The organism is Desmospora profundinema (assembly GCF_031454155.1).
Classification (GTDB): Bacteria; Bacillota; Bacilli; order Thermoactinomycetales; family DSM-45169; genus Desmospora; species Desmospora profundinema.
Map to the genome: position 1 here is coordinate 227,835 of NZ_JAVDQG010000002.1, position 24,871 is coordinate 252,705.

The 24,871-nt window shown below is 53.1% G+C and carries 28 protein-coding genes, 1 tRNA gene and 1 riboswitch; of the genes, 5 read left to right on the forward strand and 24 right to left on the reverse strand.

Annotation, left to right across the window (positions count from 1 at the left end; translation table 11 throughout):
- Positions 1-35 precede the first annotated feature (35 nt).
- Positions 36-248 (reverse strand): hypothetical protein, encoded by a 213-nt coding sequence (locus JOE21_RS04760; protein ID WP_309863038.1) that lies wholly within the window; start codon positions 246-248, stop codon positions 36-38.
- Positions 245-1,033 (reverse strand): ParM/StbA family protein, encoded by a 789-nt coding sequence (locus JOE21_RS04765; RefSeq protein ID WP_309863041.1) that lies wholly within the window; start codon positions 1,031-1,033, stop codon positions 245-247. The genes JOE21_RS04760 and JOE21_RS04765 overlap by 4 nt, the downstream gene beginning before the upstream one ends.
- Before the next feature lie 133 nt (positions 1,034-1,166).
- Here JOE21_RS04765 and JOE21_RS04770 point away from each other — a divergent pair, with 133 nt between their 5' ends.
- The gene (locus JOE21_RS04770; RefSeq protein ID WP_309863045.1) at positions 1,167-1,409 is read left to right on the forward strand and encodes a DUF454 family protein; all 243 of its coding nucleotides are present in this window, start codon (positions 1,167-1,169) and stop codon (positions 1,407-1,409) included.
- A gap of 251 nt (positions 1,410-1,660) precedes the next feature.
- Here the strand turns inward: JOE21_RS04770 and JOE21_RS04775 are convergent, their stop codons facing one another.
- From JOE21_RS04775 to JOE21_RS04785, 3 genes are all read right to left on the reverse strand, one after another.
- Positions 1,661-2,290: an O-methyltransferase gene (locus JOE21_RS04775; protein ID WP_309863047.1), complete on the reverse strand. Its 630-nt coding sequence runs from the start codon at positions 2,288-2,290 to the stop codon at positions 1,661-1,663.
- A gap of 172 nt (positions 2,291-2,462) precedes the next feature.
- Positions 2,463-2,536 (reverse strand) — tRNA-Gly (locus JOE21_RS04780).
- Positions 2,537-2,662: 126 nt separating this feature from the next.
- On the reverse strand, positions 2,663-3,211 hold the full coding sequence (locus JOE21_RS04785) for a DUF4190 domain-containing protein (RefSeq protein ID WP_309863050.1): 549 nt from the start codon (positions 3,209-3,211) through the stop codon (positions 2,663-2,665).
- A 430-nt stretch (positions 3,212-3,641) separates the two neighbouring features.
- Here JOE21_RS04785 and JOE21_RS04790 point away from each other — a divergent pair, with 430 nt between their 5' ends.
- A complete protein-coding gene (locus tag JOE21_RS04790) occupies positions 3,642-4,457 on the forward strand; it encodes a DUF368 domain-containing protein (protein WP_309863053.1) in 816 nt (271 codons plus the stop codon).
- 79 nt (positions 4,458-4,536) lie between these two features.
- On the opposite strand, the gene JOE21_RS04795 is transcribed toward JOE21_RS04790, so the two are convergent.
- A complete protein-coding gene (locus tag JOE21_RS04795; protein WP_309863056.1) occupies positions 4,537-6,147 on the reverse strand; it encodes a peptide ABC transporter substrate-binding protein in 1,611 nt (536 codons plus the stop codon).
- A 195-nt stretch (positions 6,148-6,342) separates the two neighbouring features.
- Here JOE21_RS04795 and JOE21_RS04800 point away from each other — a divergent pair, with 195 nt between their 5' ends.
- Positions 6,343-7,245 (forward strand): C40 family peptidase, encoded by a 903-nt coding sequence (locus JOE21_RS04800; protein WP_309863060.1) that lies wholly within the window; start codon positions 6,343-6,345, stop codon positions 7,243-7,245.
- A 61-nt stretch (positions 7,246-7,306) separates the two neighbouring features.
- Here JOE21_RS04800 and dacB read toward each other — a convergent pair whose 3' ends face one another.
- The 5 genes from dacB to JOE21_RS04825 all read right to left on the reverse strand — a co-directional run bounded on the left by dacB (position 7,307) and on the right by JOE21_RS04825 (position 11,050).
- A complete protein-coding gene (gene dacB / locus JOE21_RS04805) occupies positions 7,307-8,695 on the reverse strand; it encodes a D-alanyl-D-alanine carboxypeptidase/D-alanyl-D-alanine endopeptidase (protein ID WP_309863061.1) in 1,389 nt (462 codons plus the stop codon).
- Positions 8,617-9,006, reverse strand: a complete 390-nt coding sequence (locus tag JOE21_RS04810) for a hypothetical protein (RefSeq protein WP_309863064.1) — start codon at positions 9,004-9,006, stop codon at positions 8,617-8,619. The genes dacB and JOE21_RS04810 overlap by 79 nt, the downstream gene beginning before the upstream one ends.
- Positions 9,007-9,039: 33 nt before the next feature.
- Positions 9,040-9,303, reverse strand: a complete 264-nt coding sequence (locus tag JOE21_RS04815; protein ID WP_309863066.1) for a DivIVA domain-containing protein — start codon at positions 9,301-9,303, stop codon at positions 9,040-9,042.
- Positions 9,304-9,666: 363 nt separating this feature from the next.
- A complete protein-coding gene (locus JOE21_RS04820) occupies positions 9,667-10,179 on the reverse strand; it encodes a YhcN/YlaJ family sporulation lipoprotein (RefSeq protein ID WP_309863068.1) in 513 nt (170 codons plus the stop codon).
- 184 nt (positions 10,180-10,363) lie between these two features.
- Entirely contained in the window at positions 10,364-11,050 is a 687-nt protein-coding gene (locus JOE21_RS04825) for a zinc metallopeptidase (RefSeq protein WP_309863071.1), read from the reverse strand.
- Positions 11,051-11,718: 668 nt separating this feature from the next.
- Between JOE21_RS04825 and JOE21_RS04830 the strand changes: the two genes are divergently transcribed.
- Complete coding sequence (locus tag JOE21_RS04830) at positions 11,719-12,939, forward strand: cation:proton antiporter (RefSeq protein WP_309863073.1); 1,221 nt, start codon at positions 11,719-11,721, stop codon at positions 12,937-12,939.
- Positions 12,940-13,012: 73 nt separating this feature from the next.
- Here JOE21_RS04830 and JOE21_RS04835 read toward each other — a convergent pair whose 3' ends face one another.
- The 3 genes from JOE21_RS04835 to rodA are packed head-to-tail and all read right to left on the reverse strand — an operon-like array spanning position 13,013 to position 14,762.
- The gene (locus JOE21_RS04835) at positions 13,013-13,225 is read right to left on the reverse strand and encodes a DUF1540 domain-containing protein (RefSeq protein ID WP_309863076.1); all 213 of its coding nucleotides are present in this window, start codon (positions 13,223-13,225) and stop codon (positions 13,013-13,015) included.
- Positions 13,226-13,282: 57 nt separating this feature from the next.
- Entirely contained in the window at positions 13,283-13,558 is a 276-nt protein-coding gene (locus JOE21_RS04840) for a hypothetical protein (RefSeq protein WP_309863078.1), read from the reverse strand.
- A 55-nt stretch (positions 13,559-13,613) separates the two neighbouring features.
- The gene (rodA, locus tag JOE21_RS04845; protein ID WP_309863081.1) at positions 13,614-14,762 is read right to left on the reverse strand and encodes a rod shape-determining protein RodA; all 1,149 of its coding nucleotides are present in this window, start codon (positions 14,760-14,762) and stop codon (positions 13,614-13,616) included.
- A 138-nt stretch (positions 14,763-14,900) separates the two neighbouring features.
- Here rodA and ftsW point away from each other — a divergent pair, with 138 nt between their 5' ends.
- Positions 14,901-16,073 (forward strand): putative lipid II flippase FtsW, encoded by a 1,173-nt coding sequence (ftsW, locus tag JOE21_RS04850; protein ID WP_309863083.1) that lies wholly within the window; start codon positions 14,901-14,903, stop codon positions 16,071-16,073.
- 196 nt (positions 16,074-16,269) lie between these two features.
- Here ftsW and JOE21_RS04855 read toward each other — a convergent pair whose 3' ends face one another.
- The 10 genes from JOE21_RS04855 to JOE21_RS04900 all read right to left on the reverse strand — a co-directional run bounded on the left by JOE21_RS04855 (position 16,270) and on the right by JOE21_RS04900 (position 24,853).
- Positions 16,270-17,037 (reverse strand): thiazole synthase, encoded by a 768-nt coding sequence (locus tag JOE21_RS04855; protein WP_309863085.1) that lies wholly within the window; start codon positions 17,035-17,037, stop codon positions 16,270-16,272.
- 5 nt (positions 17,038-17,042) lie between these two features.
- Positions 17,043-17,246 (reverse strand): sulfur carrier protein ThiS, encoded by a 204-nt coding sequence (gene thiS / locus JOE21_RS04860; protein WP_309863087.1) that lies wholly within the window; start codon positions 17,244-17,246, stop codon positions 17,043-17,045.
- Positions 17,236-18,393 carry a glycine oxidase ThiO gene (thiO, locus tag JOE21_RS04865; RefSeq protein ID WP_309863090.1) on the reverse strand — a complete coding sequence of 386 codons (1,158 nt, stop codon included), beginning with the start codon at positions 18,391-18,393 and terminating at the stop codon, positions 17,236-17,238. The genes thiS and thiO overlap by 11 nt, the downstream gene beginning before the upstream one ends.
- A gap of 19 nt (positions 18,394-18,412) precedes the next feature.
- A complete protein-coding gene (locus tag JOE21_RS04870; protein ID WP_309863093.1) occupies positions 18,413-19,093 on the reverse strand; it encodes a thiamine phosphate synthase in 681 nt (226 codons plus the stop codon).
- Positions 19,094-19,197: riboswitch (TPP riboswitch) on the reverse strand. It abuts the gene before it with no gap.
- 58 nt (positions 19,198-19,255) lie between these two features.
- Positions 19,256-19,555, reverse strand: coding sequence for a 2Fe-2S iron-sulfur cluster-binding protein (locus JOE21_RS04875; RefSeq protein WP_309863096.1), 300 nt, complete (start codon positions 19,553-19,555; stop codon positions 19,256-19,258).
- 132 nt (positions 19,556-19,687) lie between these two features.
- A complete protein-coding gene (locus JOE21_RS04880; protein WP_309863099.1) occupies positions 19,688-20,173 on the reverse strand; it encodes a COG2426 family protein in 486 nt (161 codons plus the stop codon).
- A 105-nt stretch (positions 20,174-20,278) separates the two neighbouring features.
- Positions 20,279-20,890 carry a DedA family protein gene (locus JOE21_RS04885; protein ID WP_309863101.1) on the reverse strand — a complete coding sequence of 204 codons (612 nt, stop codon included), beginning with the start codon at positions 20,888-20,890 and terminating at the stop codon, positions 20,279-20,281.
- Positions 20,891-21,427: 537 nt separating this feature from the next.
- The gene (locus JOE21_RS04890; protein WP_309863104.1) at positions 21,428-22,525 is read right to left on the reverse strand and encodes an NADH-quinone oxidoreductase subunit D; all 1,098 of its coding nucleotides are present in this window, start codon (positions 22,523-22,525) and stop codon (positions 21,428-21,430) included.
- A gap of 33 nt (positions 22,526-22,558) precedes the next feature.
- Complete coding sequence (locus JOE21_RS04895; RefSeq protein WP_309863107.1) at positions 22,559-23,296, reverse strand: isochorismatase family protein; 738 nt, start codon at positions 23,294-23,296, stop codon at positions 22,559-22,561.
- 483 nt (positions 23,297-23,779) lie between these two features.
- Positions 23,780-24,853: a M42 family metallopeptidase gene (locus JOE21_RS04900; RefSeq protein WP_374709316.1), complete on the reverse strand. Its 1,074-nt coding sequence runs from the start codon at positions 24,851-24,853 to the stop codon at positions 23,780-23,782.
- Positions 24,854-24,871 lie beyond the last annotated feature (18 nt).

Consider the following 24,871-nt stretch of genomic DNA (forward strand, 5'->3'; position numbering starts at 1 on the left):
CACGAAAAAAGACAGGCGTGTATGCGCCTGTCTTTTTATCCGAAGGGAAGGCCGCTGTTGCGAATCGCTTCCCCGTGATCCGCGACATCGTCGGCAGCCGATGGTGCGTCTCCATAGATTCGATGAAACAAGAGCGCCTTGACCAAATCACTGAACGAATCCGATCGTCGCTCCAACATTCTGTACAGTTCCCGCTCCCGCGAATCGCCCATATCAAAGGTGACCGTCTTCAATTTTTTGATGCTCATCGAATCATAGCCTTTCCTACTTCATAATAGCCGCGTACGTTGGCCATCTGAGGTTCTTCCAGGGAAAAGGCGTGCCGGAAGTGGTCCTGAATAAACGGTTCCAGCTTGCGGGCCATCCCGCCGACCAACATGACGATATCATGGTTCCCCCAAGTCTTGGAGACTGTGCTGGCAATCAAGTCCGCCATTTCTTTCAGATTGGTCACCTTCACCGTCTCCCATCCGATGGGAAGTGTTCCCGACTCCCGATCGATAAACACTTTGTCCCGGAATGTCGCATAATTGGTCGTCTTGGCACCCACGTCGACAATGCGGACCAGACCCATCCGGGGGGCGGAGAAGAAAGCCCCTCCCCCTTCAATGGTGGCATACACCGACTCCACATAAAAACTGCGTTCCTTTCCATTGAGCCGAACGGTATGGGGGCCTTCCAGCAACCGCTTAATCGCCTTTTGTTCCACATCCGTGAAATTGCCGATGGGAAGACCGGTAACCAGAATGACATTTCCCTTCGCCTCCGCCAAGTGCAGGGCCGTCATTGTCAAGATCAAGGTCTCCTCCACCGCCTTGGAGTCCTGCATGGCTTGACGCGTAAATTCACCTTCCCGTTCTGCCAGCTTTCCAACAAACCACCGCCTGCCCAAGTACTCCAGTTCAATATCACCGGATAGTTCATGCCGGTAGTTTCGTTGACGCCACCCACTCACCTTGCTCGGAAACAAAAATGATTTTCCCTCCGTAATCACTTTGACATAACTTCTTCCACAATCCACCGCCACTATCATGCCGCATCCCTCCGACACATATATACGCTTTTTCTCGTTTCAATATGAAGGAAGCATCTGTACATGGGATGGGACCTTCAGTGGCAAACTGAGAAACCAAAGACGGTCGCGGATGAAGGAGCGAACACTTCGAATGACAACCAAACGTTGGATCTACCGTTTTATTGGATGGTTTTTGCTTATCCTCGGCATCCTGGGTATGGTGTTACCGGTGCTTCATGGATTCACTTTTTTTGTCATCGGTCTTCTGATCCTGTCCAAATCAAGCCCTTGGGCCCGTCGCTTGTTACAGAAGGTGGAGACCCGCTATCCCAAGCTTGCCGAACAAGTGGAGAAATGGCGAAACCATCCCCGCCTCAAACGAATGATGCCCTAAAGGGAACAGGCGGACCAGTCAATCCCACAGCAAAAGCCGCCAGGAAAGCGGCTTTTTGGTATCATTCATCGACTCTCATACCAGTCAATGGGTCATTTTAAGTTTTTATTCTATGGAAATGAATCTTTTTTCAAATGGAACATACAATGGCTGTCAAATTAACGATATTATCTATAGATAATATGAACAGCCCCCGAGCTTGTGGGCTGTTGGTTATGAAAAAGCCTGGATCGGCAGCACTCACCTCCCGATCACTTCACCCGTGCAACCCCCAAGCCGTCACCAATGGTCCAAACCATCGCATCCAAGCGGGGATCCTGCAACAACAAGTCATGGGTCCGCCGCAATCCCTCCACATCCGGATCGTTTTCGCTTTCATCAAAGATGCGATCGGAGAAAAACAGGTTGTCCAGAATGATCAGGGCACCCGGCTCCGCCAGTTGGATCGCCTGCTCCAGATAAAAGGGATACCCTTTCTTGTCGGCATCGATAAAAAAGAAATCAAACCGTTCCCCCGCCTCACGGAGTGCAACCATACTCTCCCTGGCGTCCCCGATCCGGTATTGCACTTGATCGGACAAACCCGCTTTAGCCACGTTCTCCTCCGCAAAGGATGCATGCTTCGGTTCCAGCTCCAACGATAAAAGCCGTCCTTCTTTCGGCAAGGCTCGCCCCATCCAAATGGCGCTGTATCCCCCAAGACCGCCCACTTCAAGGATCCGCTTGGCGCCGGAGAAGCCGACCAACCAGTTTAAGGTGCGTCCCACTTCCGACGGGACGGAAATTTGAGGGATTCCCCGTTCCTCCAGTCCTGTATGGATGGAACGCAACACATCATCCTCATGAATATATCGCTCACGTACATATTGGCTTCGGTCCATTCAATCGGCTCCTTTCTAACGGTTCGGACTTAGATGTTGTGTCCATCCTTTTCTCCTGCTTCTCTTTTCATATACGTTGCCGTTACGGCCAAAACCTTTTTTGCCGGCAGGTCGGATCAAAGTTTTTTTGCAGCATACAAAAAAACCGCCGCATTCACCGCGGCGGTTGTTGTGGAGCGGATGACGGGAATCGAACCCGCGTTACCAGCTTGGGAAGCTGGTGTTCTACCATTGAACTACATCCGCACATCAAGTTGTTCAAATGATGACGAAAATCATCTTATCACGGAAAAAAGAAAAAAGCAAGCGTTTGTTCCATAAAAAAACCGCCCCATAGGGGCGGTTTCATCCGACAAACGGATCAACCTTTGCCTAAAAACCCGCGATGGGAGCGATGAAAGCGGTCAGGATAATGGAGACGGCCCCGAGGCCAACCGCCCACACACCTAATCGGTTTCCACGGCGGGCACTGATAATACCCAGGACGATCGCAGCAGGCCCTAACAGGAAGGGAACCATAAAAAAGGAGAGCACGGACAGAACCAGACTGAAAATACCCATGCCCCGGCCCGCATCCCTGGTTTCGGGGGATCGATCATCCCGTTCCCGCTCGCGTTCAATGGGTCCGGCAACGGGAGCCACCTCGGTTGCAGCCTCCACATCTCCGTATCCCCTGTGCTCATCAGCGGGAAACGCCTCACGGGCATCCAGGATTCGGTCATCCCGGTGCTCCGCCATGGCTTCTTCGCCAAACTCCACGTCATCGGCCGCATCCATCAGGCCGGGAACCCTCACGAGGTCGACTGCACCGGGTTCGTCGGCAAATTCCACTTCATCCGCCGCACGGTCGATGCCGGCTTCGTTACCGCGACGCGGTTGATGGTTGCGGTTGTTCTTCTTTTTCTTTTTATGATGCGCCATGAATCATGCCTCCCCTCTGACGGGTTGCCATTAGTATGCGCATCCACTCTTCCCACGATCATGTCAGTTTACACCAACTACAGCCCATGAGGAGGGTCCTTTGCACTCAAGAACAACGGTCTCTGCCGGGGCACTTTTCGTTTCCCGGGCTCGTGGGTGATCAGTGGATCAGATTCGTCCTAGTCCGGATGGGTTATTTGCCCCTTTACGCCTTGTTTGTCCGAAAAACCGGTGCTAAGATGAAATCGTTAAACGTAACGGAAAAAGCCTGATTCTCTTGTGAATCGAAACATGTTGACCGTTATGATTAACCGGACACTTCGGAAAAAATGATCAGCCGAAGCCGCTCGGAGAAAAGCCGCCATGCCTGTATAGATGAATAAAAAATCATGAATCGAACCCGTATTATGGACACCAGGGAGAGGATCGCATGGAGTGGAAAAACCTATTTCGCGGGCTGATTATGGGGATCAGTGACTTGATTCCGGGTGTAAGTGGAGGGACAATCGCCGTCATCCTCGGTTTTTATGATCGATTACTCGGAGCAGTCAGCGGTTTCTTCAGCAAAGATTGGAAACAACATATCGGGTTTTTGCTTCCTTTGGCTATGGGAATGGGTACGGCATTGGTACTATTGAGCCGTCTTATTCATTATTTGCTCGAACACCATTTTGTGCCGACTCAATTTTTTTTCATGGGCTTGATTCTCGGAGTGATTCCTTATCTGGTAAAACGGGTGGATGCAAAACATAATTTTGCTTTCCGTCATTGGATTATTCTCCTCATTGCTGCCGTTCTGATCGCTTCCATGGTCTTCGTCAACCCCGACCGATCGGCGGAACCGATGACAACCTTATCGTTCTTCTCTGTTTTGGGCTTATTTTTTTCCGGTTGGCTTGCCAGTATGGCCATGTTACTGCCGGGAATCAGCGGTTCGTTAGTGTTGCTTCTTCTCGGCGTCTATTCAACGGCCATTCACGCTCTGTCAACCCTGAACCTTCCACTGATTGCCATCATCGGATCCGGGGTAGCCGTCGGTTTTATCGTGAGCAGTAAATCCATTCGGTATTTACTTGCCCGATATCCTCACATGATGTATGCCCTTATCATCGGTCTGATCATTGGTTCCACCTTCGTTGTTTTTCCAGGATTTGCGCCGGATTTTGGCACAATGGTGGCCAGTATCATCACGTTTGGATCGGGTCTGGGTCTTACCACCTTTTTCAGTGCAAAAAACAAGGGCTAACCAACCCCCGTTTTTAAAATAAAGAAAAGCAGCCCCCCAAGATCCTTTCAAGCTTGGGGGGCTGCTTTGGTTTTATCGATTACTCTTCAATCTCCACATATTTATAATCGTTGGGACCCACGATGTGGCGCAGGACTCCTTTCACGTTTTCCTGTTCCAGAATGACATTATTATAGTAAAAGAGTGGGAACATGGGCACTTCTTCCATTAACCGTTCTTCGGCTTCATGTAAAAGCTCCATCCGCTTGGCCTCGTCATTTTCCCCGTTGGCGTTCCGGAGCAGTTGGTCGTATGTTTTGTTACTCCAGCCGGTTCGGTTCATCGGATGGCCGGTGGTGAAGCTTTCCAAGTAGTTGTAGGGATCGTTATAGTCGGGCAAAAAGCTGGAACGGGACAGGGAATAATCCAGTCCCTTCTGCTCGTCGAAAAAGACACCCACTTCCCGCGCCTGCAATCCCACTTCTACTCCCAGGTGTTCCCGGTACATCTCCTGGATCGCTTCGGCCACTTTTTTGTGCTGGTCATCCTTGTTATAGAGGATCTCCACTTTGGGAAGTTCATCCCATCCTTCTTCTTTCATTCCTTCTTCCAGCAATGTTTTGGCTTGTTCAAACTGGGCGTCCTGCAACACTTCCTTTCCGCTTGCACGAAAATCGCCGGATTCGGTTACCGTGCCGGGGGAGACAAAACCCAACGCAATCCGCTGTTGCTTTTCCGTTACCTGATCCACGATCGCTTGGCGGTCCACCGCCATCGCGAAGGCTTGACGCACTTTTTTGTTGGTAAACGGCTCCTTTGTCGTGTTGAAACGGTAAAACTCCAACCCGGAAGCATCCTCTACCCGCGCCTCCCCTTTCTCAATAAGGGAACCCATCAGATCGGGGGGAGCATCTCCCAAATGCAGCTCTCCTTTCTTAAATTGTTGGTAAATGGTGGTTTTATCCTCGATCATCGACCATTCGATCCCGCCCAGCTTGACCGCATCTGAATCGTGATAATGCTCGTTTTTAACCGCCACGATCTTGTTTTTATGTTTCCAATCCTTCATCGCGAAGGGACCGTTGCTGATATACCCGTCGGCTTCGGCAAAGGGTTGTGCCTCCCCTTCCACACTGGCTTGATGAACCGGTGAAAAGGTTGTGTAGGCGGTCAGCTCTTCAAAGAAAGGAGTGGGTTGTTCCAGTTCCACCACCAATGTCCGCTCGTCTTCTGCCTTTACCCCTACCTCATCCACCTCGGCTTTTCCAGCGTTATACGCTTCCCCGTTTTTAATGAAATACATCAGGAAAGCCGCTCCTGAAGCCGTGTCGGGATCCAGAACGCGTTTCCAGGCATACTCAAAATCCCCGGCCGTCACAGGATCACCGTTGGACCATTTCAACCCGTCCCGCAGCGTAAAGGTGTAAGTGAGACCATCCTCCGACTTTTCCACTTTTTCTGCAGCCGCCGGCTGAGTCTGGTCATTTTCATCCAAACGTGTCAGCCCCTCAAACAGGTTGTGCACCACTTGCATCGAATTGGAGTCAAACGCTTGTGCCGGATCCAGCGATGTCGGCTCCCCGGTGCCCAGGTTCAGCTTTAAGATCTGGCCGCCATTGGCATCCGTGTCGGAATTACCCCCACCACAGGCATTCAAAAGCAGACTGATCAACAAAATGAATACCAGCGATCCCCATCCGCCCTTTTTCATTCCAGTCGCCCCCTCATCCATTGGTTTTCCTTGTATGCCTATCCCGCACAAGTCTCACCAAAAAGTCACTTTGTCCCCAGATCTTGTTGCATGATTAGCATATGTTCGAATTTTCGAGATCAGACAAACAAACTCCTTCCTTTGCGTTAGAATTAAAAGAGGATAGGGAATATTTCAATAATAAGGAGGGTTTCCATGACGATTCAAATGGCAAAGTACCCCGTCGTCCACGTATGGCGGAGTCCCCAAGCCCCCCGGGAAATCGACCGGCCGGTGTGCATGGATCCGCCCGACTTGGCCGCCTGGTTGCATAAGATGAAAACAGAAGACCGGAAAGGGTTGGGCGGTCGGCTGGATACGCAGCTTCTCCTCGGTGAGCCGGTCCGGGTATTGCAGGAAGAAGACGGCTGGTTCCAGGTGGTGGTACCGGACCAACCGACCCATCTGGATGAAAGAGGATACCCCGGCTGGGTTCCATCCACACATTTGATCGACCATCCCGATTACAGTCGGGCTTGGACAAAAGGTCCCCTTGTCCATGTCACCGCCACCACCAGCCGGCTTTGCCGCGCGGATGGATCGATCCTTTTCTTAAGCTATATGACCCGACTTCCCCGAGTGGGTGAACAAGACGGCGATGTCTGGGTTCTCACGCCCGACGGCAAAACAGGACTGCTGCCGGCAGCGGATGTCATCACTGCTTCGCAGTTGCCCGTTACGGACCCCGCAACACGGATCGACGACGCCCAGCGCTTTTTGGGATTGCCGTATTTATGGGCAGGAATGTCCTCCTTTGGTTTCGACTGCTCCGGTTTTATGTATCGCCTCTTTCAAGCAGGAGGCATTCGCATTCCCCGAGACGCCCATGATCAATTTCATTCGGGCCGTCCCATTCCTGCAAAAAAACTGGCCGCTGGTGATCTCGTCTTTTTTGCCCATGAACAGGGAACGGGCGTGATCCACCATGTCGGAATGATGGTGGACCACACCCGTTTCATCCATTCTCCCCGGAGCGGCTTTCCGGTGCGCATCAATCGATTGACGGAAGAACCGTATCATGGGGAATGCTGTGGAGGAGCACGTTATGAAAAACCGTGACGGTTAGGCATAGATCTGTCCGACACGCCGCTCTACCGTTTCGACGTAAAAATTGCCTTCCTCATACGCCAGCATGTTCTCGGCAAAGCCATTCTACAAACTGATCCTGGAGCCTCTCCCCGTGTTCATCCTCCAAAAGTCCATTGATCAACAGGGAAAAAATCGCCACCACTGCGCCCCCATCCCGCAAAAGATACCCGGTTAACGAGCGAACGCCTGTCAGGGAACCGGTCTTGGCCGCTACCGCCATCGGTGCGGAAAGTGGCGGGCGCCTCTCCAGCGTGCCGCTTATTCCCCAACGGGCCAAGCTGTCCATCCATTCTTTCCGATGGGGTAAGTCTAACCGGCGACGCATCCAGGATGCCAATGCTCGAGGGGTGACGGCGTTATAGGGCGACAGACCGGAGCCATCAGTTTGGCGGGCCGGGGGTTCCACACCCAGCTCACGCCAATGATTAGAGAGTGTTTCCAGCCCCCGCGCGTGGGAGAAGACACCGTTATGATCCCGTCCCACTGTTCGCAGCAAGATTTCCGCGGTCAGATTATCACTGTCCCCGTTGACCCGAGAGAGGAACGCGGTCAGCGGGTACGAAGACTGGATCCATTCATTCGTTACCTGACGGTAGGGCTCAAAGCGGATCCGGGGATCCCTATCCACCTGGATTCCCGCCTTGCGGCACATACGGGTCAACCCTTCGACGAAAAAATGCGGGCCCGAAGCCACCGCCCCTTCTACATGCGGCTCATCCTTTGAAAGCGTTCCTTGAAGGAAAAAGTGATTGGTATCTCGCTTCCTTCGGACCTTCACATCCGTTGGACGGGTGGAATCCCAACACACATCGGCATCCAACCCAATCTGAGCACCCTCGGGTTTCCACGTCCAAACAGGCCCCTTCGGACCGGGATGAGCGGAAAAACGGATTCGGTTCCCTTCAGACACAAACGCGCTCACGGGGGCGGCAAAACCTTCGCCGAGATCATCCCACATCCAACCCGGTGCCCATACCGGATCTGGGTTGACGGAACAATCCAGGCGGAATTCACTCAGCCGTTTCAAACCCGCCCGCTTCATCTCCACCGCCACCACTGCGCTTTGGGCCTCATCAAAGCCGGGGTCCCCGCCGCCGCGAATCCAACAAATCCCCTCCTCCCACGAGAATCGGGTCTGCCAGCGAAATTCAGGTCCCAGCCGATCCAACGCCGTACCGGCCGTCCACAGCTTCTGATTGGAAGCGGGTATGAAATGTTTTTCCGAATCCTGTTCCCACCACACCCTTCCCGACGGATCCATCAGACAACAGCCGATGCGAACGCCGGATTCCCCATGCACCGCCGCCCATTCCGCCCACAGGGTGCGAAGCGATTCTCCTTTCACTTTGCCGACCCGGATGACGGGGATAGGTGTCGATCCAGATAGGTGTATATAGCCCGGATCAGTTTGCGGTTCCATCCACCAAAATCCCACATCCGTCCCCGGATGGCCGCATGAACATCCACTGCAATCGAGAGCGGCGTCATGGCAACAGGAGTGACCACCACATCATGAGTGATACCCAAGACGCCACGGTGTTCCAGCATGACTTCCCCCCTGTCCTCGTCAACATGGACCAGACGAAACCGGTTATCCTCCGACGGCAGTTTGCGGATCCGTTCCACCACCTCCCGTAAGGGACCCCGATAATATCGCGTCTTCAGATCGGATTCCCGGGCATGGTCCCCCGTGCCCGTCACCCCGCTGATCATTCTCTCCAAGCCAGACATGAATGCACCCCTTTTTCGGATAGTCTCCTTGGACTAGCGACGCATCATCTGTTCCAGCCGATCCAGCCGCATCAGGATGTCCTGAATCACTTGGTCCTGCGGGCCGACCGCCTGGCCCCGCTTGCCGCGGGAGTTCGTCCTTTTTAATTCTTCTTTTAACTGCTCGTTTTCCTCCAACACGTCTTCGTAGTTTTTAATGATCAGGTCCAAAAACTCGTTCACTTCGTCCACATCATATCCCCGAAGGGTCGTTTTAAAGTCTTTATCAAAGATGTCCCGCGGTGTCAGACGTTGCATAGGTAACTCCTCCCGTATGATTGTTTCTCTGTGCCACCTGGTTCTTTCACCGGGTGGATCGGATGGGACCGGGGTGCAACCCCTCACACGTTTCCTATTATTTTATCACAATGTCGAACATTGGCGAGAAGGCCGCTACATAAAAAAGCCCCCAACCGGGGGCCGACTGCTGACAAACCCATCACAGGACGGTCGGGGTGGTTATCCGTCTCCGCTCCAATGCGTGGCAAGTCGCTCGCCGGATAACCACCCCTCCCTTTTTTCCAACCATCCCATTGTGTTTGTCACCAATCTGAGACCCCAACCGGGGGCCGACTTGATTTCCACTCGATGGTCTAACCAATGAACCGGAAACTCCACCCGTCAGCGGGCGGCCGGGAACGTGCGCTCAACCATCTCCATGAAATTGTCCGCCAGACCGGCGATGGGGCGGCCTTGCTGGATGTCCCGGGTGTAATCACCCATTCTGTCCACAAAGTCCGGGTTGGCGGAAACGAAGACCCGATCCACATTGGGATCCGTCTGACGAACCCGCTTGGAAACCTGGTCTTTCACCTTGTTGGTCATCCCGCCGGTGTAGTCTTTATCAAATACGACTGCCACATATGCGGTCCGTCCCATCAACATCACCGTAGCGGAATCAATTCGGTCCAGTTTCGCCACATCTTCGGCAATGTTATCCGCCACCCGCATCGTTTCAGCAGGGCGAGCGTCGCGGACCCGATCCACCCGGTCAGTGGCCTCGCGCAAGGGCCGGGTTGGCTGTCGCACATCCTGACGCGCTTCCTCCGGACGCCGCTGCATAGCGCAACCGACGGAGGTAAAAAAAAGGGCAAATGCCGTCAGGACCACAATCCACTTGGTCAAAGCACGCATCTCGTTCACTCCTTTTAGTAAAAACGTGCATGCTTAGTATCCGACGGCTCCTTGAAATTATGTACCACCCTGGACAAATGTCAGGGATGCACTCACCCGTACCAGTCCCGCCTAGTTCACTTGGTTCCGGTCTGGCATTGTAACAAGAAAGAGACCGCCCACAGGCGGTCTCAAAAGCGATGCATCAGTCATTGTTGGCGGAGAAGAACAGGATGATAAACCGCAACAACTCCAGCAAGGCGTACAAGGTGGAAGCCACGTAGGTCATGGCGGCGGCATTTAGTACCTTGTTCACTCCGCGTTCTTCCAAGTTGCGGATGATCCCCATCTGTACCATGATGTTTTTGGCGCGGCTGCTGGCGTTAAACTCCACCGGCAGGGTGACTAATTGAAAAGCGACGGCGGCTGAGAACAGCAGAATCCCCAAACCGAACAACTGTAGTTGACCAAGAAGCAATCCCCCAATCAGCAAAAACGGCGCGATTCCGGAGGCAAAGTTGGTCACCGGGAACATTTTGTGCCGCAACACCAAAGCACCGTATGCTTCCTTGTGCTGGATGGCGTGGCCGCATTCGTGGGCCGCCACGGAAACGGCGGCGATGGAATTTTCATGATAGACCGGTTCCGACAGGCGGACCGTTCGGGTCGTCGGGTCGTAATGATCGGTCAAGCTGCCTTGCACCGGTTCCACGGCTACATCGTGCAAGCCGTGATCGTCCAGGATGCGCCGGGCTACTTCACGGCCGGTCATCCCGGAAGAAGCGTTCACTTTCGCCCACTTTTTAAAGCTGCCCTTGACAGCGAACTGCGCCCAGATGGTGAGACCAAAAGCAGCGAGAACGACAAAGAGCATAATCGTATTGATGGACATCTTTCATTTCCCCTTTTGTCGTGTTTGTTGGTTAGTGTGCACTTTGGATCTCGATCAAAATGTATCACTTTGATATTGGCGTGGTATAGTCCAAATCCCTCTCAGGCGATACTGGATATCATCACAGCGGGCGGCAAAGTGCCGGAACCAATGCTGTCCCGCTCGGGCCAGCCGGGATTTCCAATTGCGTAAATACAGGAAAAATCGCAGGGATGCGGCCATTGCAGTCCGTTTTTTTCCATGACTGAGAAAACATGCCGCTTCCCCCTCCATGGGAAACCAAAAGCAGAGCATGACGAGCAAAAGTGTATACCCAATGGCGGGACGTATCGATTGCAAACCGGACACCCCGTTATCCAGAAAATCGTTTCATTACCATTATACCACAGCGGGCTTGCCCATTGTTTCCCATTGGATTGAAACGATTGGTGACAAGACCTTTAGGAAGACAGAAAGCTGAGGGTGAGACCGCCGATCAGCACCACCGACATCAACAAAATGATCCACAGGCCTATATTGGGTTTCCCCATCATCCATCCCCCTTTTTGGATCACTACCCTTAATTATACCAATCACCTCCGGGACGGACCATACTTTGAACGCAAAGTCCCCAATCCCTCGCTTCTCTGATAAAATAAAAAAGGATTTTATCATAAAGGAGGGTTGAGATGGACTTCATCAATAAGCTCATCGACTGGGAAAAGCTACATGAACTGCACTTCTTGTGGGATCTCGTACTTATCCTGCTGGCGGTTAAAGTAGCGGGACATTTAAGTAAAAAAATGGGACAGCCTTCCGTTTTTGGAGAGCTGTTGGTCGGGATCATCCTGGGACCGGCCTTGCTGGGCTGGATTGTGATAGACCCCGAAAATCCGGGGTTGATCAAGGAGCTTGCCGAGGTGGGGGTTATTCTGCTGATGTTTTTGGCGGGGTTGGAAACCGATGTGGACGAGTTTAAAAAAACCGCCTACGGCTCCTCCCTTGTGGCCATCGGCGGAGTCATCTTTCCGCTGGTGACCGGTTTTACCGTCGGCTGGCTCTTTGGTTACGAGTTTTCCACGGCGATTTTTATCGGTACGTTATTGGTCGCCACCAGCGTCAGCATTTCGGTGCAGACCCTACGGGAATTGGGGAAGTTGCAAACAAAAGAAGGGGTCACCATCTTGGGTGCGGCTGTATTGGACGATGTTCTCGGGATCATCATCCTTTCCGTCGTCGTCGGATTTGCCGCAGGAAGCGGTGGCGGCGGCAGTGTGTTGGATATCGTGCTTCTGTTGGCTAAAATTGTTCTCTTCTTCATCCTGGTGTTTTGGTTGGGCCGCAAGGTCTTGCCCCGCATCTTTCAATGGGCATCCAATCTGTTGACGACCGAAGTGCTGTTGACCTTTGGGATCATCTCGGCCCTTTCCTTTGCCTATTTCGCGGAAATGTTCGGTCTGGCGGGAATTGTCGGCTCCTACTTCGCCGGTCTGATGCTGAGCCTAACCAAATATCGGCACGAATTGTTTGAAAAAGTAGAGGTCATCTCCTTCTCCTTCTTCGTCCCCATTTTCTTCGTCAGTATCGGAGTAGCCGCCGATATCAGCGGATTAACGCTGGACATCCTGTGGCTGATCCTGGCACTCACCGTGGTGGCCATCTTGAGCAAGTTGATCGGAGGTGGGTTGGGGGCCAAACTGGCGGGCTTCAACTGGCGCAGCTCCGCAGGAATCGGATCGGGTATGGTGGCACGGGGCGAAGTCGGTCTCATCGTCGCCTCGATCGGCCTTGGCCGTGGACTGATCGACAACGAACTGTTTACCGTCACCGTCATTATCGTTTTGGCAACGACACTGGTCACCCCGCCCATGCTGAAGGCGATTTTTCACAATAAGAAAAACCAGGTGTAACCATCCTTCCATAAGATCCCGAAGCAACAAACACCTGCCGTATTGGCAGGTGTTTGTTGCTTTCAGAGGTTACTCAGGATCGTTTGGGGCGAAACGTATGGCAACACGTGTCTGCTGAGATCCGGGCGGAGTATTGATGGTCCGTGTCGACAAACTCCCCGCCGATCTCCTCTTCGTAATTTTTATTCCAGTTATCATCCACGTCAACCATAATTGCATCAGCGGTACAGTTATTGCCGCTTCCCCAAAACACACAGTTCGCCACGCTACATTTCACTTCAGGCATCCACTTCACCCCCTGCCACTCAGTATGAGCGGCAGGGGGGGGTTTTATGGCTGGGAATCATTCATCCGGTGTCTTGTCCGCTTCTCTCAGCTCGTCTAAAATGGCATGGATCGATTCAAAGGTGATTCCCTCCTCGTTTCGTGCCGAAACCGTCAGGTATACTTCGGCGCTGAAAGCGGGAATGTATTCCTTCACTTCCACCTCTGTTCCACCATGGATTTTGCGGAAAACAGGCTGGCCCCCGATTTTATTCCATCCCATCTGGGTGAGCCGCTCCTCATACAGTTCAAAATCCTCTTCCTTGATATTCAGTAATACACTGGTCACTTTCATGCCTTTCCCCTCCAGCCTATTCCAATTTGAGTATTATCACAGGTTCGACGGATTTTTAGTCGGCAAACAGGTTGATTCCTCCCTGTCTCATGCCCACATTGAGCACCAGTCCGACAGCGATCAAATTGGAGATGAGGGCGCTGCCTCCATAACTGATAAAAGGCAAGGGTAAACCAGTAACGGGTAACAATCCCACGGTCATACCGATGTTTTGAAATACCTGGAACACGATCATCCCTGTCACCCCGGCCACCAAACAAGCACCAAAGCGGTCTTCACACCGTATCCCCACTTGAATCATTCGGTAGGTTAAAAACAAAAAGGTACATAAAAGGATACTGCCGCCGATAAAACCGAACTCCTCTGCGAACACCGCAAAGATAAAATCGTTGTGAGGTTCCGGCAACCAGCGCCCCTGCGCTTGTGTTCCCTGTTGAAATCCTTTTCCATCCAACTGTCCGGAACCGACAGCGATCATCGACTGGGTCAGTTGATAGCCGGAACCGGTGGGATCCGAAGCCGGATTGACGAACGTCTCAATCCGCTGGATCTGGTGTTCCTCCAATAGACTGTGCAACAGGGGATGCTCTGTGAAAAACAGGATAAACACACCGCCGATCAGGATGAATGCCGCTATCAATCCGACGGCGAAAATGCGCCAGTCGACCCCGCCTGCCAACATAATACTCACCAGGATCCCCACCAGCACCAGTGATGTGCCCAAATCCGGCTGTTTGAGGATGATGAAGAATGGAACCGTGAATAGCGCCGTCAACTTGGCTAATTCCCGCCACGATCGAATCGGCACCTGTTGAATTTCGTTTGCCACTTTGGCAAGGGTGATGATGAGAAACAGTTTCATAAATTCCGAAGGCAAAAACTGAAAACCAAAGAAATTAACCCATCGCTGTGCTCCTTTAACGCTGACTCCTACGCCGGGGATCCACACCAACAGGAGAAGCAAAAGGCCCAATCCATACAGAAGGTAGACAAAACGCCCCTGGGCCAAAACCCGATAATCAAACAGGAGAGTCGCTCCCATGAGTAGAATACCTAGAATATACCAATACAGCTGTTGTTGAACGAAAGAAGGATTGGTGGAGTAGGTGGCCCCTGAAATGGCAACAATGCTGATGACCGCCAACACCAGAATGAAAAACAGCAATGGATAGTCCAGACGATGGATCATGCGGCCTATTTTCATTCTTTGTATAACACCCGTTTCTGTCGACATTCACTTTTCAGTATAACCCATGTCGACTTCACCAAAAAGAGAAGAACCCGATCTGGTAAAATGAAAGATTGCGAAACACTATTTACAAAAGGGTTGGGAGACGGTTCCATGGTAAGAAACAAACCCGATTTCTGGATGATGTTGATCATTTTCATATTGACGGGATTTGGTCTGGTGATGATTTTCAGCGCCAGCTATTATGAGGGACTGACCAAGTACGGAGACAGCTATTACTTTTTTAAGCGGCAGCTGTTGTGGGCATGTGCCGCCCTGGTCCTCTTTTTTATCGTATCCAATGTGCCCTATACCCTCTACCAGCGGTATGTGGGGTGGATTCTGTTCACCAGCTTCTTGGTTTTGTTGTTGGTTTTTATCCCGGGAGTGGGTAAAACCTTAAACGGAGCCACACGATGGATTCAAATGGGGCCCATCGGATTCCAGCCTTCGGAGCTGGCTAAAGTGGGAGCCATTATCTACACCGCCTCCATCATGGTAAAGAAACAGAATGTCCTACATCAGTTCAAACGGGGATTGTTACCCCCTCTGATCGTGATCGGGCTGCTCTGTTTTCTTATCGTGATCGAACCCCATTTTTCCAGCACCGTAATATTGTTGGGAGCCTGTATCATCGTCATCTTTTGTGCAGGAGCACGCCTGAAACACTTGTTGCTGCTGGCTTCCGCGGGAATTCCCTTTATCATTTGGGTGATGGTTGTGGAACCCTACCGGTTAAGCCGTTGGCAGGTGTTGTTTGATCCCTGGAAAGACCCCACCGGCGGCGGATTCCAGACGATCCAGGCCTTATTCGCCATCGGACCCGGCGGCCTCTCCGGGAAAGGATTGGGCAATAGCATTCAAAAACTGGCCTATCTTCCCATGTCTCAAACCGACTTCATCTTCGCCATCATTGCCGAGGAGCTGGGCTTCCTCGGAGGAACGTTCGTGATTTTGTTATTTGTGGCGTTTGTGATTCGTGGGGTGCGAATCGCCCTGAAAGCACCGGATTTGTTCGGAAACCTGTTGGGGATGGGAATCGTTAGCATGTTTGCGCTCCAGACTCTGTTCAATTTGGGAGTAGTTACAGCCATTCTGCCGGTGACGGGGGTCCCGCTGCCTTTTATCAGCTATGGGGGATCGTCGTTGATGTTCAGCATGTTGGCTGCGGGGATCCTAGTCAGTATCTCCCGCTTTCGCCCCATCGAAGCCAATGCACGCATAAACAACCGTCACTTTGATACACACCGCACCCTTCACCGACAAACCCAGCCCTCCCCCCTCTGATTGTTCAAGACTCACCGAACCACTTTTAGTACAATGGATGAGAACAAATTTTCGAAGTGGAGGGGGCATCCCATTGCCGACAACATTTGAGTCCGATTGTCCACGCCTAAAAAAAGCGAACCCGTAGGGTTCGCTTGCTTGTGCCAGATCACCTGCATACTCGGAGGGTGTTTCCCATTTCCTTTGTATTCGGGTTTCAGGAAGTAGGGATTCCTTCTACCGGGCTGCTGGGTGAAGCCACTTCTTTTTTCGGGATGCGACCGGCTGCATGGGAGAGACGTCCCGCCTCCACTGCCAGTTTCATCGCCCGGGCCATCCGGACCGGGTCTTTCGCTTGGGAGACAGCGGTATTAAGCAGGACACCATCCGCTCCCAATTCCATCGCCAGAGCCGCGTCGGAAGGGGCGCCGATTCCCGCATCCACCAGCACGGGAACCCCTGCCTGTTCGATGATCAACCGAATATTTAAGGGGTTGAGAATCCCTTGTCCCGATCCGATGGGAGAGGCACCGGGCATGATCGCATGGGCTCCCGCCTCCTCCAACTGCCGGGCCAGGATGGGGTCGTCATTGGTATAGGGAAGGACGGTGAACCCTTCTTCCACCAGTTGACGGGTGGCTTCCAATGTTGCCAGGGGATCGGGAAGCAAGGTCCGGTCGTCTCCGATCACTTCCACCTTCACCATGTGGCAGAGGCCGGATGCTCGGGCTAAGCGGGCTAGGCGGACTGCCTCTTCCACAGTCTTTGCTCCCGCCGTGTTGGGCAACAACGTAAAACGGTCCAAATCGAGCCGATCCAAAAAGCTTGGCTGGTCGGGCTGCTCCAGGTTGACGCGGCGCAGGGCAAACGTGAGTACCTCTGTCCCAGAAGCCGCCACCGCTTCTGCTTGTATATCCAAGTTCCGGAACTTGCCTGTTCCCAAAAACAAACGCGATTCAAATTGATACTCTCCGATCTGAAGCACCTCAATCATCCTCCTCCCACAAATTGCACAATCTCCAGTCGATCTCCCTCTTGCAGGGATGCATGTTTGTGATCATCCCGTTCCAATACACGCCGATTCTGTTCCACCACTACGATCCGCATCTCCAGTTCCAGATGCTCCAGTAACGCTTCGACCGTTTTGATTTGATCGGGCACGGTCATTTCTTGACCATTCACTTCAATGGTCATTCCCTTCAACCCCTTCTCCTTGAGAAATCGCCATCTTTTGAAAGCGGTCGGGGGCAAACGCTCCCCAATTCGGCACTTTCTCTCCAGCGATCCATTCTGCCATGCCCACGCCTGTGATCGGGGCGAGCAAAATGCCGTTGCGAAAGTGACCTCCGGCTACAAACGCATTTTCCCAAGGGGATAGCGGCCCCAGCACTGGCAATCCATCGGGAGTCCGGGGCCGATAGCTGGACCAGGCGGCGGTCCATTCTGCCTCTTTTAACTCCGGAACCATCCGGATGGATTCCTGCAAAAGCCACGCCGCTCCCTCGGCTGTCACACCGGGACTGACGTCACCGGCTTTCTCTGTCGCCCCCACAATCACTCGCCCATCTGATTTAGGGACTAGATACAACCCCTGGGGACCGAACAGCGTTTGCCGAAACAGGGGACGGGCAGGACGAAGGGCGAGAGATTCCCCTTTGACGGGCGAAACAGGAATAGACGCCTCCAAACGGGATGCGAGATGCGAAAGCCAGGCCCCCGCACTTAAGACCACCGTATCAAAGGAGAACGTGCCGCCGGTGGTTTCTACTTCCGTCACCCGCCCCCCTGTCGTCCGGACATGACGCACCTCCACCCCTTCCACTACAGTCCCGCCGCGAAAACGGACACCCTGAGCCAGTGCCTGTACGAGACGGGGAGCGGACACCTGACCATCGCCGGGAATTCGTAGCGCACCCGACCATTCCGAAGAGAGACACGGTTCCGACTGGAGTAAGGATTCTTTTTCAAGCCAGACCGCCTCCAACCCGTAGCGGCGCTGCCAACCCTCCCGTTCCCGGAGCGCTTCCGCTTCCGCCGGTGTATCCGCGATCCGAAGCATTCCTTCATTCTGAAGTTCGATATCCAGTCCGGTTTCCTGTTTCAATTGCCGTTGCCAGATTGGATACAAGGCCCGGCTTTCCAGACAAAGATCCACCATGGGTCCGGGAAAGGCCATTTCCACCTGCGCCCCCAGCATACCGGCGGCTGCCGATGATGCATGCGCCCCGATCCGATCCCGTTCCAGCACGGTGACACGGGCACCTTTCCCCGCCAGGGCATAGGCGATCGCACATCCGATCACACCACCGCCCACAATCACCACATCTGATGTTTGTGACATACGCCGATTCGCTCCTTTGTCACGTCCAATATCGCTCCATCGCCTGCCGCATCGCCCAGGCAGCCTTCCCCGGATCCGCAGCCTCCATCAAGGCGGATATGACTGCTGCTCCCGCACATCCCGACTCCGCCACTTCTTCCAAGCGGGAATCATCGATTCCTCCGATCGCGATCACGGGAATGGACACCCGGGCAACCGTCTCCTTCAACATTTCGATACCCCGCGGCGGTAAACCGGGCTTGGACGGGGAAGGGTACACATGACCAAAATAAAGATAGTCCGCCCCAAGCACCTCCTTTGCTTCCGCGGTGTCCGGGGAGTGAACGGAGACTCCCACTGCAACACGGTCTCTCCCTTCTGTCACCCGGAGCCGGCCGGCGGGTAAGGGCGCCGCTTCCGGCAGATGCAACCCCGCTCCAAAATAGCGGGCCACTTCAGGCATGCCGTTGATCACCAGTTGTTCGGGACGAGCGGCTCCTGTTTCCAACAATCGACACGCCCACTCCATCCCTTGTTCAGACGTGCCTGCCTTCAATCGCAAATGGATACGATCCACAAAAGGATAGACCTGCCGACACACATTCCTTACATGTGTTAACGAATATGGCGGTCCTGCCACCAGGTGCAGTTGAGGCCAGGAACGTTGCTCCACACGAGAAAACCGGTATCCATGGGGATACCGGTCGTGTTTGTCCATCATCATTCGGTTTCCCCACTTTCTTACGCTGGTATAAACCAGGTCAAGTTCAAAGGGTTGGGAACGGACGCTCCCTCTCAGCACAAGGTGCACCCCTAGTGGAGTCAAAACGATATGCGGTTTGTTTCATTGTAGCAATCGGTGGAAGAGAACGTCAATGGGTGTTCAGTAGAGGCGGGGTTGGGGAACTTCCACTTTCACATCCCCAAACACAAACGCTTGGCAGGCCAACCGGTACCCCTTTTCCACTTGCTCGTCCCCCAAACGCAGTTCTTCCCGATCTCCCATCTCGCTCAAGTGTTCCCTGCCTTCCAACACACGAACCCGGCAGGTTCCACACCGGCCCGAGGTGCAGTTGAAGGGAATCATAATGGAACGGGAGACCGCTTCAAAGAGCAGGTTGTCCCCTTCCCCCACCTCCAATTGATGTTCCTGTTTTCCGATAATAATCTCTACCTTTGGCATGGTGTTCCCTCCGCATCCATTTACACAGTAAATTGCGAGCCCTATTTTCATATCACGAGAGGGCTCACGGTCCCCCGCCTAAGCGATTGCTTGTCCATCCCCGGCAGCAGTAACGCTCTAACTGATTGCGCTTTACAACCAGCCGATCCAGGAAGCGAGATAATGGCTCAATGTGGCGAACAACAGACCCGAAAACACCGTGCCGGCAGCGATGGAAGCAACGGATACCCAAAAGGGGACACGGAAAAAAGCCGCCGCAAAACAAGCGGTGTAGGCACCCGTACCGGGCATGGGGACCGCGACAAACAGAAACAATCCCAATGGAGCCCCGAATTTCCGGATAGACCCTCCTTTTTCAACCGCGTTTTTCTGTATACGATCGAAGAAACGGCGGTAGCGGGGGGATTGTTTATACAGCCATTTCATCAGCGGTTCAAAAAAATAGAGCAGCGGCACGATCGGGATAAGGTTGCCGATAATGCCAAACAAGAGAGCTTGGTGGTATGGCAGGCCAATCACCGTTGCGAAAGGAATTGCCCCCCTGAGCTCGACAAAAGGCATGCCTGCCAATATCAACACTTGCAATTCCTTGGGGAACCAGGCCAACCATTCGGTCATCTTCGCTGATTTCTCCTCTCCAGAACAAAACAGTGAGTAATGGTTGCTCTTATCGATACGACCAAACAAAGCGGTCCGGTTTGGATGAACCCCTGCGGATTTAGACTATTTTCGCACGGAATCGTGGGAGTATTGCAGGATCCAGTGGCGGACGAACAGGATCACAGACGCTGCCAGAACCACCCACAGCAAGATCAGTCCGTAATGATGGATCAACACAACCGCTTTTTTCCAATGTGCGCCCACGAGAAAGCCCAATCCGATAAAGGTGGTACACCAGGTTAAGGCCCCGCCGTACGCATATGCGGCGAAACGCCTCACCGAGAGTCGAGAAATACCGGCCATATAAGCAGTCACGTGACGAATTCCGGGGATGAAATAACCGAAAAACAGAACCCAGTTTCCATATTTGCGAAAAAGAAGCCGGGATCGTTTCAACCGCCTCCGTGTGATGAATATCCTGCTGCCATAGCGCTCCAAAAAGGGGTAACCCAATCGTTTCCCCAGCCAATAGCTGATTGTAATCCCGCACATGGAGCCACTTAACGCGCTGACAAAAGTTAAGGCCAAGTTCAGCTGACCCACGGAAGCCAGATAACCGATGAAGGTCATCATAATCTCATCTGGCAGCGGTAAACCCACAATCCCTAGCATCAAAAAGAAAAAGATGCCGAGATATCCATATTGCCAGAGAAGATCCAACATGGTCTGTTCCATCGTCCAACCCCGCTTCATCCGTTCATGCCCAACATGATTAGAATATCACAATTACCATTCCGTCAAAAGAGACCGAGCGGCGGATCCCCACTTTTTGGAGGAAGCCGCTAGGGTGTTCTGATCACTCCATTGGGGGAGGCCCCGAGTCGGTATGTGTTTTCGTTTCATTGTAAAAAGGGGTAAAGGAAGCCCCCGGAACAAAAGTGAACCAGGTGCAACTGTACGGATTAGGGAGTGTCTGATAAACCCGTAGCGGGATCCCGGGCCGGTATGGCTGTCTTCGTTTCGTTGCAAAAAGCGCATAGTGAGACCGGGAGCGAAGCGACCTAGGCGAGACTTGTGCTCTATGAGTGCAAAGGCTCTCCGCCAGCCACACCGACCCTCTCTTGTTCTTGCGAAAAATTGAATTACCAGACAGGCCCTAGTGCAAAGGGGCTACCCGGAAGAAGGGCCACTTTGTAAAAGTATATGTCCCATCATACAAAAAGCTGCCCCCAAAAACGACCATTTAAAAGGGCAGCTGATAAAACCTGAAGGTTATGCATCCACGTCCCCTAGCACGATATCTACGGCACCTAGTATAGCGATCAGGTTGGCCACATTCTCTCCTTCCAACAAGCGGGGTAGAATTTGCAGGTTGCTGAAAGAGGGGCGTTTCCAATGGATTCGCCACGGTTTGTCCTTCCCTTTGCTAACCAGATGGACACCCAGTTCTCCCCGCGGATTTTCAACTGCCGTGTACACCTCTCCCTCCGGAGGACGCAAGACACGGGGCACTTTGGCCATCACGGGCCCACCATCCGGAATCTGCTCCAAGGCTTGTTCCACAATGGACAGGGAATGGGACACTTCCTCCATCCGCAGTTGGTATCGGGTAAGACAGTCGCCATCCCTGCCGACGGGAACATCAAATTCAAACCGGTCGTAGATCGAGTAGGGTTGATCTTTGCGCAAATCCCGCTTCACCCCGGTACAACGAAGGCTCGGACCGGAAAGCCCGTAATGAATGGCTGTTTCGGCTTCATACCGGCCCACCCCTTTTACCCGTGACAGGAAAATTTCATTTCCGGTCACGAGATTTTGGTATTCCTCCAGCTTTTCCCGCAGATACGGAACCAACTCCCGCACTTGCTCCAACCAACCTTCCGGAGCATCCCACTTCACCCCGCCCACACGCATATAGTTGTAGGTAAGCCGGGCACCGCACAGTTCATTAAACAATTCCACAATTTTTTCCCGGTCGCGAAACGCGAACAAAAAAGGACTCATCGCCCCGATATCCAACAGGTACGTACCAAACCAGACCAAATGACTGGCCACCCGGTTCAGTTCCGTCACAATCACCCGCAGGTATTCTGCCCGTTCCGGCACGTCCACTTCCATCAACGTTTCCACCGCCAAAACCATGGCGTGGTTGTTATTCATCGCGTTCAGATAATCCATCCGGTCCGTATAGGGAATAATCTGGGTATAGGTTAGGTCTTCAGCCAGCTTTTCCGTTCCCCGATGCAAGTATCCGATCACCGGTGTGGCTTCCCGGATGATTTCCCCGTCGATCTTCAGTACGAGCCGGAATACGCCATGAGTGCTCGGATGCTGCGGGCCCACATTAAGCAGCATCTCTTCTGTTCTCACCGATTCATTCCCTCCCTTTAACCACCCGATCGATCAATCCTCACGAATGCCGCCCAACACTTCAATGCCGTTCAGCAGCATGTGGTACAAAAATACTTGATCCATCAGATCCCCGTCGTGGGCCAACACTCCATTTTCGCGAGCGGTCTCCACTGGAAGATCATATGTCTGCACATGAGAGCGGGAGACGATCACCCGCACTTGTGCATTATCTTCATTGGCCAACAAGCGGATTCCCATCGCATTTTGATAGATACAGAGGTCTGTGCAGTCTCCCAGCACCAAAAAAGTGACCGGTTCGGCAAACAACCTCCGGAGATGGGTATGAAAGGGTTCTCCGTCCCGGTTGGTTCCAAACAGCCCGTTCGTGGCGTTTTTATGGAATACCTGTGCCCCTGGCAGCGACACGAGCGGACGCAGTTCCGCCACCGTCTCCTCCTCCCCGCTGCCCCGTACACAATGAGGAGGAAACGCAGCAAACTCCACCGCATCCACAGGATGGTCATCCTGTAAAAAGAGGAGATTAGAGGAGGGGAGTCCATGCTGCAAAAAGGAATCCGCCAAACTCCGAACCGGATTTACCATTTTCCGGACCCGCTCCGACGCTAAGGCTCCCTCATCGCAAAAGCCGCGAATGATATCCACGAACACCAAGTGAACCGATTCCGGCCCACCGGCCTTCTCGATGATCGCGGAAACGGTTTCAACAGGCTGATTGGATAGTGTCTCTTCTGCATAATTCAGAAAAGCACCGCTTCGTCGGTTGTCCATTTCCTCTCCTCCCATCTGTTCGCATCCCCCTCTGTTGTGTACTCATAAAGCACAAGTCTCGCCTCGGTCACTTTCGTTCCCTGGTCTCGGCTATGCACTCATAGAGCACAAGTCTCGCCTCGGTCACTTTCGTTCCCTGGTCTCGCTATGTAATTGGATTCCAATCTTACTGTACCAGAAACTCAGCAGGCTGGCGAGAGAGACGATCACGTAAAAAAGACTCCCGACTAGGGGAGTGAGGCTGCTGACTTGATGAAAGGAAGAGGGAACGCTGGTTGGTTCCCGAGGAGACGGAGCGAACCACCCTGCATCGATGACAGGGAAAGGGGCGTGAAAGGCGGAAATCGGACCCCGGGCCCACTTTACACGAAATCGCTCAAGTCTCACCATGATGGTCCCTTTGTCATCAATCGGATTCCCTGAAAGGAGAGTCTTTGCGCGGACAACCATCCCCTTTTGCCCAGAAGCGGGGAGGAATGTTCCTCAGGCATTTTCAGTGAAGCGGGTAAACGACTGCGTAGTTGGACGGTCCAGTTTTTTGATCACTTCCACCAACAACTTCACCGTCAGTTCCACATCTTTTTTACTGATCATGGAAATATGGCTGTGGATATACCGAGCCGCTGTACCCACCACAAGGGAGGGTACCCCTTTGTCGAACAAGTGGAATCGGCCCGCATCCGTCCCTCCGCCCATCATGGTATCCACCTGGAAAGGAATCTGGAACTCCTCCGCCGTTTCCAGTACCAAATTGCGCAGCCCGGTATTCGGGATCATGGTTGCGTCCAAGAAGGTGATGAGCGGTCCGCCGCCCAGGTGCGGCTTGTTTCTTTTGGCACCGGGTCCGTCCTGTGCGATCCCTACGTCCAGGGCAAAAGCAACATCGGGTTCAACGACATGAGGAGCAGTCGCCGCTCCGCGCAGACCCACTTCCTCCTGCACAGTGGCCCCTGCGATCACGGTGTTGGGATGGTCTTCTTCTTTCAGCCGCCGCAACACTTCCAGCGCCAGGTAGCATCCCAGACGATTATCCAAAGCCTTGGCCAGGATGGTGTCGTGATCCGGCAAGATTTCAAAAGGACAGATGGGGATCACCGGATCCCCCACCCGGATCCCCCATTTTTTCACCTGATCCTCATCCTTGGCCCCCACGTCGATGTACATTTCCCGCATCGGATAAACTTTGTTTCGCTCTTCCGTAGTTAGCAGATGCGGCGGTTTAGAGCCGATCACTCCTGTAAATGCCTTCTTTTCCGTCAACACGGTCACCCGCTGAGACAGAAGCACTTGACTCCACCAACCGCCCAGAGGGGTAAAGTACAGCATACCGCTCTTGTCGATTTCTGTTACCATAAAGCCCACTTCGTCCAAGTGTCCCGCCAGGAGAATGCGTGGAGACGGGCTGGATCCTTCTCTTTCACCGAATATGCTGCCTGTTCCATCGACAACCACCCGGGCCCCGTTCTTTTTGATTTCCCGATCCATAATCCGCCGTACTTCTTCTTCATATCCCGGAACACCCCGGGCCAGAGTCAATTCCTTCAAGAGGTCCTTCACAACAACCATCCCCTTTTT

Excerpts from the sequence above, each read along its gene's own strand:
- JOE21_RS04810 (WP_309863064.1), bottom strand. The coding sequence starts at position 9,006 with ATGTCTGGCTTGGAGAGAATGATCAGCGGGGTGACGGGCACGGGGGAC.
- JOE21_RS04840 (WP_309863078.1), bottom strand. The coding sequence starts at position 13,558 with ATGAAAGTGACCAGTGTATTACTGAATATCAAGGAAGAGGATTTTGAA.
- JOE21_RS04875 (WP_309863096.1), bottom strand. The coding sequence starts at position 19,555 with ATGCCAAAGGTAGAGATTATTATCGGAAAACAGGAACATCAATTGGAG.
- thiO (WP_309863090.1), bottom strand. The coding sequence starts at position 18,393 with ATGTCACAAACATCAGATGTGGTGATTGTGGGCGGTGGTGTGATCGGA.
- JOE21_RS04790 (WP_309863053.1), top strand. The coding sequence starts at position 3,642 with ATGGAGTGGAAAAACCTATTTCGCGGGCTGATTATGGGGATCAGTGAC.
- JOE21_RS04765 (WP_309863041.1), bottom strand. The coding sequence starts at position 1,033 with ATGATAGTGGCGGTGGATTGTGGAAGAAGTTATGTCAAAGTGATTACG.
- JOE21_RS04800 (WP_309863060.1), top strand. The coding sequence starts at position 6,343 with ATGACGATTCAAATGGCAAAGTACCCCGTCGTCCACGTATGGCGGAGT.
- JOE21_RS04870 (WP_309863093.1), bottom strand. The coding sequence starts at position 19,093 with ATGATGGACAAACACGACCGGTATCCCCATGGATACCGGTTTTCTCGT.
- JOE21_RS04830 (WP_309863073.1), top strand. The coding sequence starts at position 11,719 with ATGGACTTCATCAATAAGCTCATCGACTGGGAAAAGCTACATGAACTG.
- thiS (WP_309863087.1), bottom strand. The coding sequence starts at position 17,246 with ATGACCATTGAAGTGAATGGTCAAGAAATGACCGTGCCCGATCAAATC.
- JOE21_RS04785 (WP_309863050.1), bottom strand. The coding sequence starts at position 3,211 with ATGGCGCATCATAAAAAGAAAAAGAAGAACAACCGCAACCATCAACCG.
- JOE21_RS04775 (WP_309863047.1), bottom strand. The coding sequence starts at position 2,290 with ATGGACCGAAGCCAATATGTACGTGAGCGATATATTCATGAGGATGAT.
- JOE21_RS04880 (WP_309863099.1), bottom strand. The coding sequence starts at position 20,173 with ATGACCGAATGGTTGGCCTGGTTCCCCAAGGAATTGCAAGTGTTGATA.
- JOE21_RS04795 (WP_309863056.1), bottom strand. The coding sequence starts at position 6,147 with ATGAAAAAGGGCGGATGGGGATCGCTGGTATTCATTTTGTTGATCAGT.
- JOE21_RS04815 (WP_309863066.1), bottom strand. The coding sequence starts at position 9,303 with ATGCAACGTCTGACACCGCGGGACATCTTTGATAAAGACTTTAAAACG.
- JOE21_RS04770 (WP_309863045.1), top strand. The coding sequence starts at position 1,167 with ATGACAACCAAACGTTGGATCTACCGTTTTATTGGATGGTTTTTGCTT.
- JOE21_RS04895 (WP_309863107.1), bottom strand. The coding sequence starts at position 23,296 with ATGGACAACCGACGAAGCGGTGCTTTTCTGAATTATGCAGAAGAGACA.
- dacB (WP_309863061.1), bottom strand. The coding sequence starts at position 8,695 with ATGGAACCGCAAACTGATCCGGGCTATATACACCTATCTGGATCGACA.
- JOE21_RS04885 (WP_309863101.1), bottom strand. The coding sequence starts at position 20,890 with ATGGAACAGACCATGTTGGATCTTCTCTGGCAATATGGATATCTCGGC.
- ftsW (WP_309863083.1), top strand. The coding sequence starts at position 14,901 with ATGGTAAGAAACAAACCCGATTTCTGGATGATGTTGATCATTTTCATA.
- JOE21_RS04835 (WP_309863076.1), bottom strand. The coding sequence starts at position 13,225 with ATGCCTGAAGTGAAATGTAGCGTGGCGAACTGTGTGTTTTGGGGAAGC.
- JOE21_RS04820 (WP_309863068.1), bottom strand. The coding sequence starts at position 10,179 with ATGCGTGCTTTGACCAAGTGGATTGTGGTCCTGACGGCATTTGCCCTT.
- JOE21_RS04825 (WP_309863071.1), bottom strand. The coding sequence starts at position 11,050 with ATGTCCATCAATACGATTATGCTCTTTGTCGTTCTCGCTGCTTTTGGT.
- rodA (WP_309863081.1), bottom strand. The coding sequence starts at position 14,762 with ATGAAAATAGGCCGCATGATCCATCGTCTGGACTATCCATTGCTGTTT.
- JOE21_RS04760 (WP_309863038.1), bottom strand. The coding sequence starts at position 248 with ATGAGCATCAAAAAATTGAAGACGGTCACCTTTGATATGGGCGATTCG.